Source organism: Brevibacillus sp. SYP-B805 (genome assembly GCF_011059135.1).
GTDB lineage: Bacteria > Bacillota > Bacilli > Brevibacillales > Brevibacillaceae > Brevibacillus_F.
The window spans coordinates 1-11432 of record NZ_JAALGD010000003.1 but is presented as its reverse complement, the minus strand read 5'-3'; the positions used below and the strand labels follow the sequence as shown (position 1 = coordinate 11432).

The 11432-nt window shown below is 56.0% G+C and carries 11 protein-coding genes; 10 read left to right on the top strand and 1 reads right to left on the bottom strand.

The features are described from left to right. Positions 1–28 precede the first annotated feature (28 nt). From G3578_RS04970 to G3578_RS04960, 3 genes are read left to right on the top strand one after another with little or no spacing between them, the layout of a single operon-like run. Complete coding sequence (locus tag G3578_RS04970; protein WP_165209445.1) at positions 29–931, top strand: ComEC/Rec2 family competence protein; 903 nt, start codon at positions 29–31, stop codon at positions 929–931. A gap of 8 nt (positions 932–939) precedes the next feature. Then, a complete protein-coding gene (locus G3578_RS04965; RefSeq protein ID WP_165209442.1) occupies positions 940–1563 on the top strand; it encodes a redox-sensing transcriptional repressor Rex in 624 nt (207 codons plus the stop codon). An 18-nt stretch (positions 1564–1581) separates the two neighbouring features. Beyond that, on the top strand, positions 1582–2877 hold the full coding sequence (locus tag G3578_RS04960) for an amidohydrolase (RefSeq protein WP_165209439.1): 1296 nt from the start codon (positions 1582–1584) through the stop codon (positions 2875–2877). Positions 2878–2942: 65 nt separating this feature from the next. On the opposite strand, the gene G3578_RS04955 is transcribed toward G3578_RS04960, so the two are convergent. Continuing rightward, positions 2943–3119 (bottom strand): hypothetical protein, encoded by a 177-nt coding sequence (locus G3578_RS04955; protein WP_165209436.1) that lies wholly within the window; start codon positions 3117–3119, stop codon positions 2943–2945. 135 nt (positions 3120–3254) lie between these two features. On the opposite strand from G3578_RS04955, the gene G3578_RS04950 reads away from it, so the two are divergent. The 7 genes from G3578_RS04950 to G3578_RS04920 all read left to right on the top strand — a co-directional run. Then, entirely contained in the window at positions 3255–3953 is a 699-nt protein-coding gene (locus tag G3578_RS04950; protein WP_165209433.1) for a hypothetical protein, read from the top strand. A gap of 25 nt (positions 3954–3978) precedes the next feature. Next, on the top strand, positions 3979–4458 hold the full coding sequence (locus G3578_RS04945) for a cell wall elongation regulator TseB-like domain-containing protein (RefSeq protein WP_165209430.1): 480 nt from the start codon (positions 3979–3981) through the stop codon (positions 4456–4458). Between the two features lie 162 nt (positions 4459–4620). Then, entirely contained in the window at positions 4621–5157 is a 537-nt protein-coding gene (locus tag G3578_RS04940; RefSeq protein WP_165209427.1) for a hypothetical protein, read from the top strand. Beyond that, positions 5150–6655, top strand: coding sequence for an AAA family ATPase (locus tag G3578_RS04935; RefSeq protein WP_165209424.1), 1506 nt, complete (start codon positions 5150–5152; stop codon positions 6653–6655). The genes G3578_RS04940 and G3578_RS04935 overlap by 8 nt, the downstream gene beginning before the upstream one ends. 105 nt (positions 6656–6760) lie before the next feature. Next, complete coding sequence (locus G3578_RS04930; RefSeq protein ID WP_165209421.1) at positions 6761–9163, top strand: WIAG-tail domain; 2403 nt, start codon at positions 6761–6763, stop codon at positions 9161–9163. Between the two features lie 160 nt (positions 9164–9323). After that, positions 9324–10502 carry a pyridoxal phosphate-dependent aminotransferase gene (locus G3578_RS04925; RefSeq protein WP_165209418.1) on the top strand — a complete coding sequence of 393 codons (1179 nt, stop codon included), beginning with the start codon at positions 9324–9326 and terminating at the stop codon, positions 10500–10502. 413 nt (positions 10503–10915) lie between these two features. Beyond that, a partial coding sequence (locus G3578_RS04920) for an IS110 family transposase (protein WP_165209415.1) occupies positions 10916–11432 on the top strand: 517 nt, incomplete at its 3' end.

Genomic DNA, 11432 nt, shown 5'->3' with positions numbered 1-11432 from the left:
TCTCGCGAGGATTTAGGTGATACAATAAATGAGGCGGATCATAAACCTGTTGCTGCGCTTGTCGGTGGTCTCTCTTTTCTTGCTGGCCGGATGCGGCATTGACAGCCATCTGCAGCATGCCGTCAAGGTGGAAGACCCTTTTTCGGCCGAGGATGACCAAAGCTTCACGGGGATGGTGCTCTATTACTTCAGTCTGCCGAACGGGGAGAGCACGCTTGTCCGTTTTCCCAGCGGCAAAACCCTGCTGATCGATACGGGAGCCGCGGAGGATGGGAAGACGCTGCTGGCGCTGCTGGCCGAACGCCGGGTGACCAAGCTGGATTATGTCCTGCTCTCCAACGATCAGCCGGAACAGGCGGGGGGATATCCGTATCTGGCATCATCCCTGCAGATCGACACCATCCTGATGCCCAAATTGATCGAGCCCAGCATCCGCCGAGTTGTGCCGGTCAAAAGCGACAAGAAGCTGGTGCTGCTCTCGGAAGGGGATGTGCTCCAGCTGGAAAACAAGATTGCGCTCCACGTCCTGCACCCCAGCGAGTATCTGTTCCTGTCCCCGCAGGATAATTCGCTCGTCTTTCAGTTGAAGCAGGAAAACATGCGCTTTCTCTTTACGAGCGCCATCGGGGAAAAGGCGGAGGAACGCCTGATTCAAAAGCACGGGAAGGAACTGCGAGCAGAGGTTCTGAAGGTGGCGGCGCAGGGGAGCAATCAGGCGTCCTCCCAGCCGTTCCTCAGCCTTGTGGATCCGCAGGTCGCCATTGTGCAAACGGGAATACCGCGTACGGAAATGAAGGCCGGCCAGGATGAAATCATCGAACGGCTGGGGGAATCCTGGGCGGAAACATACATAACCAGTCAGGACGGCACCATCATGATCCTCTCCAACGGAAAGGACTATCGTGTAATCAAACAGAAGGTGAGGAGGTAGGGGAGGCAGTGGCCAAAGCGGAAAAAATATCGGAGGCTGTAGTTCGACGCTTGCCGATCTATCTTCGGTATCTTACCCATCTGCAGCAGTTGAATGTGACGACCGTCTCCTCCCAACAGATGGGGAAAACGCTGGATATCAATCCCGCTCAAATCCGAAAAGACCTTGCCGCCTTCGGGGATTTTGGCAAAAAGGGGATCGGCTACGATGTCAACTACCTGATCGAAAAAATCCGGCAAATATTAAAATTGGACCAGGTGATCCATGTCGCCCTTGTCGGCGCCGGCCATCTCGGCCACGCGATCAGCAACTACAACGCGTATTTGAAGGACAACATGCGCATCGTGGCGATTTTCGATGCGGACAAGCGCAAAATCGGCAAAAAGATCGCCGGCATCCCCATCCAGCCGCTGTCGGAGTTGAAAAGCACGGTGGCCGAGAAGCAGATTCGCCTGGCGATCATCACCGTTCCGGCCCATGCGGCCCAAGAGGTGGCAGATCAGCTGATTCATGCCGGCATCGAAGGCATCCTCAACTTCGCCCCGGTGACGCTGAGAACGGACAAGAATGTAAGAATCGATTATGCCGACGTGACGTCCAGCCTGCAAAGCCTGGCGTATTACCTAAACTAACGAAACGGAGAGCAACCCATGAAAACCATCATAACCCACGCTACCGTCATTACCGTCAACCAGCACGATGAAGTGATCAACGATGGCGCCGTTGCCTTCGAAAACGGCAAGCTTACCTATGTCGGTCCGACACCGGCCGATCTGTCCGGCTACGACGAGGTGATCGACGGGACGGGCAAATATGTGCTGCCCGGATTGATCAATACCCATGGCCATGTGGGCATGTCGCTTTTGCGCGGCTATGCCGACGACCTGCCGCTGCAGCAATGGCTGGAGGAGAAAATGTGGCCGCTCGAAGCCCAATTTACGGGCGAGCATGTGAAATGGGGCACGTACCTGTCCATCATCGAAATGATCAGGACGGGCACCACCACCTTTGTGGATATGTACGACCATATGGATGAAGTGGCCAAGGCCGTTGAGGAGACGGGCATGCGCGCCCGCTTGTGCCGGGGGATGATCGGCCTCTGCTCGGAGGAAGAACGGCAGGCCAAGCTGCGGGAAGCGGTGGCGTTTGCCAAGAACTGGCACAACCAGGCGGACGGCCGCATTACCGCTATGATGTCGCCGCACGCGCCGTATACATGCTCGCCGGCATTCATCAGCCAGATCGTGGAAAAAGCGGCGGAACTTGATCTGCCGATCCATATCCACATGTCGGAAACCCGCTTTGAAGTGGAGCAAAATGTAAAAGAGTACGGTGTGCGGCCCGTCGCCCATCTCGAAAACATCGGGGTGTTCACCAGACCGACGCTGGTGGCCCATGCCGTTCATCTGACGGATGAAGAGATCGACATCTTGGCAAAATACAAGGTGAAAGTATCCCACAATATCGTCAGCAACCTGAAGCTGGCGAGCGGCGTGGCCCCGGTGCCGAAGATGCTGGCCAAAGGGGTGAGCGTCTCGCTGGGTACCGACAGCTCCGCCTCCAACAACAACCTGAACCTGTTTGAGGAAATGAAGCTGGCGGCGATCCTGCACAAAGGCGTCCTGCACGACCCGGTGGCGGTCCCGGCTGAAGTGGCGCTGCGCCTGGCTACCCGCTACGGGGCCGACTGCGTGTTCCAGGCCGACGCGCTGGGGTCGCTGGAGGTGGGCAAGCAGGCGGATCTGATCATGCTGGATGCCCGGCAAGCCCATTATCATCCCGCGCATCATCCGATTTCCCATGTCGTCTATGCGGGCAATGGGCGCGATGTGACGGACACCGTGGTGGCCGGCCGTTTCCTGATGCGCAACCGCGAACTGTTGACGGTGGACGAGGAGCGTGTGATTTACGAAGCGAACCGAATGTTTGCGGCGCTGAAAAGGTAAAAGGTCTCCTGTCGGCGTGACAGGAGAGAGGTGCAGTGCAGGTATAGGTAGAAGATTTTTGGGTCTTACTCACAGACAGGGTTTTCCCGCCATACCTCCGTCAGCGAGGTGTGGCGAAAGGATAAAGCGGTTGTGTGGGGCGATGTTCGCAGCGGTGAAGATAGCGCTGCCCAGGATGCGCGGTATTCCTGCAGCAGCAACCCAATCGCGTCAGGAGATGTCGTCACCGGTGAGAATTTCACGCGCTCACCTCCTTGGGGTGTATCTGTAGTATGACCGACACGCCCTTCGCTATGTTTAGTAAGTTTTCCGCCTTGTTCTAAAACCTTCCCCCCACGAATACCCTGTAGAAGAAATGGGACGGGGAGGGGCTGAACATGTATATCCGCCCGCGACAGCTGTGGCTGCTTCTGCCGATCTTCCTCCTGCTGTTTTTGCTGGGGGCTGGGCTTGCGCTGCTGCATGAGAAGCAGGAAGAGGACGGCCGGGATGTGCCGGTGATCGATTTGGAGCAGCGCGCCGCCGAGGATCGGGATGCGCTTGCGGCACTGCTCGAACCCCTGGAGAAAAAAGAACAGATTCCGTTTACGGTAAAATGGCAGAAAGATTGGCTTTCCGGCCATTTTCACGGCGAACGGTTTGATTTATCCGGTACGGTCGCCGGCCACAAAGTGGAGATCCGGCGGGATGACAGCCGCGCAAGCGTCACGATTGACGGAGAGAAACAAGAGCCGGCGCTGCTGCCTTTTGCATTGTATACGCCGTATGAACATGCGATGCTGGTGAAAGGACAGCTGCAAGCGGTGCAGCCGCTGCCGCTGATTGACGAGCAGCAGCAGGGGCTGCTGGGTTACCAGATTGCCCTGCCGGCCAAAGAGGTGAAGGAGATGCTGGCTCAATGGCTGGGCCCCTCCTTTCCGGTCGAAGAAACGATGGCCAGCATGGACAGGCAGGTAGCCATTACGTACCAATTCTGGTATGATGCCAATGGGAAAAGGCTCAGGCAGATCGTCGTCCATTTGGCGCTACAGACTGCCCAGGGCCCGAAACAGGATCAATTGACATTCTACCTGTAAGCGGGGAAAAAGGAGTTACGCGGTTGTGTGGTTACGCTTGGGAATCGTGGTGATCGGTTTGCTCGCCCTCGCCTTCGCCTTTCTGTATGATCTGACCTCCAGCGTGGTCGGCAGTCAGCGAGCGTTTGAAGAGCAGGCGAGAAAATGGGCGGCGGAGCGGACAACCATCGCCCAGATCGACGAAATCGACGAATACCGTGGCAAACAGGCCTACGCGGTCGTCATGGGGAAAAATCAGGTGGGAACCCCGGTGATCGTCTGGATGAACGAGAAGGAGATCTATTTCGATACCCTGGCGCGTGCGGTGCCCAAACAGAGCGTGCTGGACGCCGTCAGGAGAGGCTATCCCGGCGGCAAAATCCTGCACGTCGTCCCTGGGCTGGAGGAGAACCGCCCCTTTTGGGAAGCGGCCGTGCGTGACCAGGAAGGCCGGTATCTTTACATTCAGTACGATTTCTATACCGGAAAGGTGATCAAAACCTATACAGTTCAAGGAAACACATAAGGTCCCCCACTCTCCACAGGACCCGCCGCCCCCGGCCCAGAGTTGGGCACGGCGGGTTTTTCGCTGGTAACAACTACATTCAGATTTTGACACCCCCCTGTGCTATACTGGATCTTGATCGGGATTGATAGACGAACGGTATAGCAGGAAAGGGGGATGATCATGCAAACCCGCAGGAAGCCGTTGACTGTCATGCTGTCGCTGATCGCCACGCTGGCGGTTCTCTTTGGCGGCTGGTTTCTCTATCAGAAGATGGAAGTGGAAGAACCGATCCGTCAACTGGTCGGACAGATGAAATCGGCACAGCTGGCGCAGCTGCAGGTAGACAGGGATCAGGTATCGATCATGCTGCAGGTAACGAATCCGGATGCATTTCCGGAAGAATATAAACATTTGTCCCAATCTGTCGGAGAAATCGTGCAGGGCAAACAAGTGGACATCTCCATCCGCAACAAGGACAGCCAGGTGAAACAGGTGTGGACGGACGGGGTGTTCGCGATTACCGAAGCGGTTGATCTGCATCAATACAGCAGGATTCCGGTACTGCTGGCCGCGTGGAAGCAGCAGTACCACCTGGATGACGCCATCACCCGGATGGATGACACCAACGTTTATGTGTATCTCAGGCGGGGGACGGACGATTTCTATGCGGTGGTGCCCCGTTTTGCATCTTCCGGGGAGGTGACCGCCAATGGGTAAAGAGGTGCTGTACGGGGTCGTGCCGGGCATCTTGATATTCCTGCTGTTTCTGGGCGTGAACATCACGCCGTTTCTTCTCTTCGGTGCCGTGCTGGGCGGCATTTTCTTCCTGATGGCGCGGCAGGGCAACATGGCCGCGCTCTCTGCCAGAGGGAAGTCCAGCCGTCATGCCGTGCCGAAATCAACCATTACGTTCGCAGACATCGGCGGACAGGAAAGAGCCAAGAAAGAATTGAAAGAAGCGCTCGACTTCTTGATTCACAAAGAGAAGATCGAGCAGTACGGGATCCGTCCGATCAAGGGCGTGCTGCTGACGGGTCCGCCGGGGACGGGGAAGACGTTGATGGCCAAAGCGGCGGCCAACTATACAGACTCCGCCTTCGTTGCCGCGTCCGGTTCCCAGTTTATCGAGATGTATGTCGGGGTGGGGGCGCAGCGGATTCGCGACCTGTTCAAGGAAGTGCGCACCCTGGCGGAAAAGAACGGGCAGGACAGCGGCATTATCTTTATCGATGAGATCGATGTGATCGGCGGAAAGCGCGAAGGTCAGCAGCAGCGGGAGTACGACCAGACCCTGAACCAGCTGCTGACGGAGATGGACGGGATCACGACGAGCGACAAGCCGCGCATTCTCGTGATTGCCGCCACCAACCGCAAGGACATGCTTGACTCCGCCCTGCTGCGGCCGGGACGTTTTGACCGCCATATCACGGTGGATCTGCCGGACAAGACGGCCCGCGAGCAGATTTTGACCATCCACACCGCCAAGAAACCGTTGGCGGCGGATGTCTCCCTGGAGCAGATCGCCCAAGAGACATTCGGCTTTTCCGGCGCACAGCTGGAAAGCGTCGCCAATGAGGCGGCCATCTACGCGATGCGCGAAAACGCCCCGGCCATTGCGCGCCGCCACTTCTCCCAAGCGGTCGACAAGGTGATGATGGGAGAAAAAGTGGACCGGGAAGCGTCCGCTGACGAGAAAAGACGCGTCGCCATGCATGAACTGGGGCATGCGATCGCAAGCGAATGGGTGCGCCCGGGGTCCGTCTCCCAGGTCACCCTCAGCCCCCGCGGCCAGGCGCTCGGCTATGTGCGGCAAAATCCGATGGAAGACCGTTATCTCTACACGCGGGAAGCGCTGGAGAAACAGATCATGGTATGTCTGGCAGGCGCCGTGGCGGAAGAGATCTATTACGGCGGCCGCAGCACAGGCTCCAAGAACGACTTCGAACAGGCGCTCGGCATGGCGCAGGAGATCGTGCAGAGCGGGATGTCCCGCCTCGGGATCGTCAACATGAAGCTGGTCGACAGACACCAGGTCCACGAAGAAGTGAACCGTCTGCTGGAGGAACTGCTGGAGAAAACCAGAGAGGTGCTGAAGCGGCACGACGCCGTCTTTCAAGCGGGCGTGGGGATCCTCCTGGAACAGGAAGTCTTGCATGGTCATACGTTCCGGGAGTTGCTGACAACAAACAAACATGCGAACGAGCTGGCGGTATAAGACCGCCGGCTTATTTTTTTCATCCGCACTTGTGCCGCTTCCGCCGCTTGGCGAATATGCTACAAAATGATAGGGCTGAGTGGCAAAGAAGGAGAGGAGACTAGTATGGCGAAAGAAGGCCGGAAAAAAGCGGCAAAGCAAAAAAAGAACATGGATTCCCCGCTGCCTTTGCTGGATAATGAACTGGAAATGGCTTGGCTCGACGGGATCGAAGAGGAGGAAGTGGAGCGTGAGGTGTACAAGGGTCCCTCCGTTGTCTACCCTCCGCTGCAGATGGTTCCGAAATCGGGTGCATCCTCCAACCAGAAAAAGTTTTCCAAAGTCGTAAAGGAACGCACGGAAGAGCGAAATGTCTCGTTTATTTACACGGACGATATCACCGACCAGGCCATTACCACGGAAAAACTGGCGAGTCGTGCGGTGGATGCCAGCAAGATCAAACCGGGCAGCATCGATGCCTCGCTGTTGAAAGATTACGCGGTGGAAAACTCCAAACTGGCGAACTATGCGGTAACCGCCAGCAAGATCGCCCCCTATTCCATTACCGGAGAACATATCATTAATGGCAGCATTTCGAGCAGCAAGCTGCAGGATCGATCCATTTCCGGGGAGAAGCTGATGGATAACAGCGTCACCTCCGAAAAACTGGCAGACAAGACGATCGACTCCATGAAATTTGCCGATGGCGCCATCCAGACCAAACATATCCAGGCGCAGGCCATCACGGGCGATTTGATTCAGGATCAGACGATTACGGCGGAAAAAATCAAGCCCGGCTCCATTCAAACGACGAATCTGGCCAATCATGTCATCAATACGGCGAAACTGGAGGATGGCGCCGTCACCACGGATAAGCTGCGGGACGGGGCGGTCACGTCAGCCAAGCTGGATGAGGAAAGCGTCGATTGCCATCACATCAAGCCGAAGACCATCATCAGCCAACATTTGGCCGAACATTCCGTCAAGAGCGAACACCTGTCCATGCATAGCGTGCAGGAGCATCATCTGGCCAACGAGACCATCGATACCCAACATTTAAAGGCCGAAGCCGTCACAACGGAGAAGGTGGCCAAAGCGACCGTCACCGAGCCCCTGATCGCCGACGATGCGGTTACCGCCGCCAAAATCGCGCGCGAAGCCGTCAAAGCCCGGCATATTCATCCCATGTCCATTCAAACCGGACACCTGCAGGATTTCATCATTACCCAGAAAAAGATCGGCGATCAACAGGTGACCAGCGCCAAAATCGCCGACGAAGCGATCACGGCGGAGAAACTGGCGGCGCGCAGTGTCAACCACCAGCATATCGCGGAAGAGGCCATTCATGGGAAGCACCTGCGGGACGAAGCGGTAACCAAAGATAAGATCGCCAAGCGCGCCATTCAAACCGCGCATCTGAACGAGCGGATTATCGGCCATACCCACATGCTGGAGAATGCCATTCATACCATGAATCTGGCCGACCATGTGATCACGACCGCCAAGCTGGCATCCGAATCCGTCTCGACCGACAAGCTGACGGACCAGTGCATCACGACCGGCAAACTGGCGGATGCGGCCGTCATCTCGGCCAAAATCGCGCAAGAAGCCGTGAAAAACCGTCACCTGGCGCGCGGTGTCGTCACATCGGACAAAATCGCGGATAAAGCGGTGCAGTCCCAACATCTCGGCAGCCATGCCGTGCAGGCGGAACATCTTGCCGAACAGGCTGTCAGCACGCCGAAGCTGCAGAAACAGTCCGTCACCAGGGAGAAACTGGCGGACAGAAGCGTGGACGGACAAAAATTGGAACTGGCGGCCGTCTCCACCGAGCATTTGAAAGATGGCGCGGTAACGAAAGCAAAAATTGCCGCCGGAACGATTCATGCCGATCATTTGGCAAAAAACGCCGTCCATACGGAGCATGTGGCGGAAAACTCCATCACCGCGGAGAAACTGAAGCAGGGAGCGGTAACGGCGGCAAAATTGGCGGAGGAAGCCGTCAACGAGCAGCACCTGGCGGACCACACCATCACCCCGGGGAAACTGGCCTTCGTTCCTGTGCAGGCCGCGGGAAGCCGGAACGATGTCTGCCAGCAGTTCGGTCTCGTGCCGTTCCATCTGGGGCAGGGGGAGGAAAGCATCACCCTGGTGATCCCGCTGGAGAGTTCCTACGAGAATACCGGTTACGTGTTTGTCGCGATGACCAACCACCCCGACTGCTTCGCCGTCCTGAAGGAGACAGCGCCGGATACGGCGACGATTACGGTCTCCCGGCACAAGGGTGGCGAAAAAGCGGCAGGAATCATCCATTGGATCGCGATTGGAGAACGCGGGGCGGACAAGGAGACCACGCTGGAACCGGAGGAGGCGGCAGGCGAAGAGGAGGCTGCCGATGCCGAGCGGGAGGATGAACGGCCGTCGATTCCCCCGGAGGAAGACGACCAACCGGATGAAGACTTGTCTTTGCAAGAGGAGGAAGAGTTTTCCATCATGCAGGAAGTCGAAAACAGGGAACAATTGGTGTAGTCCCAACAAAGAGGCCCCTCTATGCTGCCACAGAGGGGTATTTCATCTGACATCCCCTATACAAGCCCAGGCGGGTATGGTAGGCTATCCTTAGCAATAATTGAGAATGCGTCCCACAACATATAGGTTACGTAAACATACCAGAGGAGGTTTATTTTCCATGAAATTGTCCAAACGGGTTTCCATCCTCGCTCCCTCTCCAACGCTGGCGATCACGGCGAAGGCGAATGAATTGAAGCGTCAGGGCGTTGACGTTGTCGGTTTGGGGGCGGGAGAACCCGATTTCAATACGCCTGCGCATATCATCGAGGCTGCCGAGAAAGCCATGCGCGAAGGCAAGACGAAGTATACCGCCACCGCCGGGATTCCCGAGCTTCTTAAGGCGATCAGCGAAAAATTCGAGCGGGACAACGGCCTGACGTACAGCACGAAGCAGATCATCGTGACCAACGGCGGCAAGCATGCGCTCTACAACCTGTTTATGAGCATACTGGATCCGGGCGATGAAGTGATTATCCCGATTCCGTACTGGGTCAGCTATCCGGAGATGGTGAAGGTGGCCGACGGGGTGCCGGTGTTCATCGAAGGGGCCGAATCCAATGCGTTTAAAGTGACTGCCCAGCAGGTGAAGGAAGCGATTACCCCGCGTACACGGGCGCTGATCATCAACTCGCCCAGCAATCCGACGGGCAGCATCTATACCCGCAAGGAGCTGGAGGAGATCGTTGATGTCTGCCTGACGCACAAGGTGCTGATGGTATCCGACGAAATCTACGAGAAGCTGATCTACGACGGCCATGAGCACGTCAGCGTCGCCACCTTCAGCAAGGAAGCCTATGAAAACACCGTGATCATTAACGGCATGTCCAAACCATACTCCATGACAGGCTGGCGCATGGGCTATGCGGCCGGTAACGAAGCCGTGATCCAGGCGATGGTGGATCTCTCCAGCCACAGCACCTCCAACCCGACTTCGTTTGCCCAGTATGGCGCGCTGGCGGCGTTGACCGGGCCGCAGGAGCCGCTTGAGATGATGAAACGGGAGTTCGTCAAGCGGCGCGACAGGGTCGTGGAGCTGTTGAACCAGATCGACGGCATCACCTGCCTGAAGCCGGAAGGAGCCTTCTATGTTTTCCCGAACGTCTCGAAAGCCATGGCAAAAATGGGATACGACGATGTGGACAAATGGAGCGAAGCCCTGCTGGAGAAGGAAAAGGTGGCCCTGGTTCCCGGGAGCGGTTTCGGCTCCAAAGAGAACGTCCGCATCTCTTACGCCGCCTCCATGGAGCAGCTGGAAAAAGGCATCGAACGGATCAAGCGCTTTGTCGAAGGGGCATAATAAGCACAAGATCTGCCGCATGTACGGCAGATCTCAGTGTGCATACAAAGTCCTTTTTATCATGGGTAATGGTTCCTGCTCGCTCTCTTGACGACCCGCGAAGAAGCTGGCTTTTGTCCGCTCCGAAACGCGACGCGGGCAGGGGGGCTCAACATCTGGGCGTTTCGTATTATGAGGTCAATCAGAGTAACATCTGATTGACCTTTTTTCATGAGTAAAGGTGTAGAATGGCGGTAGCCGGGGGAAACGAATCTGGGTTTGAGACGTTGATCTCGCTGTCTGAAGTGTTTCCCCACCTATTGCAGAAATCATGTTTGAGCTGGTTGGGACGATGGATCCCGTATCACATGCGGATTTGTGGACTGTAATCAGGGGTGGGTACCGGTATTTTCGTGAAGGAAGGAGATAGCTAGATGAACCCTGTTATTGGATTGGATATTTCCAAGGGAAGAAGTGATGGACAAGCCTTTCTGGACAAGAATCAGCCATTTGGAAAAGGGTTTCAGTTCGACCATACGCAGGAAGGGTTTGTGACGTTCCTGCATAAGATTCAGGAAGTGGAAAGGGAATCCGGTCGAACCCCTGTCATCATTTTAGAGGCTACGGGGCACTATCATCTGCCTGTTACAGACTTTCTTGAACAGCACGAACTTACCTTTATTGTCCTAAATCCACTGATCTCGTATCAAGCTCGGAAAGTCACCCTGCGTAAAGTGAAAACAGACCAATCTGATGCCTACAAACTTGCTGCGTTGTATTACAAAGAGGAATTTGAACCGTTTAAAAAACGCAACGTACAGCTGTTAAACATTCGCGCTCTCGCGCGTGAACATGATGCCATCACGAAGATGTACGTTCAAACGCAATTACGCTTCCAAGCCATCCTTGATCAAGTGTTTCCTGGTTATGAGCAGGTATTTACTGATCTGT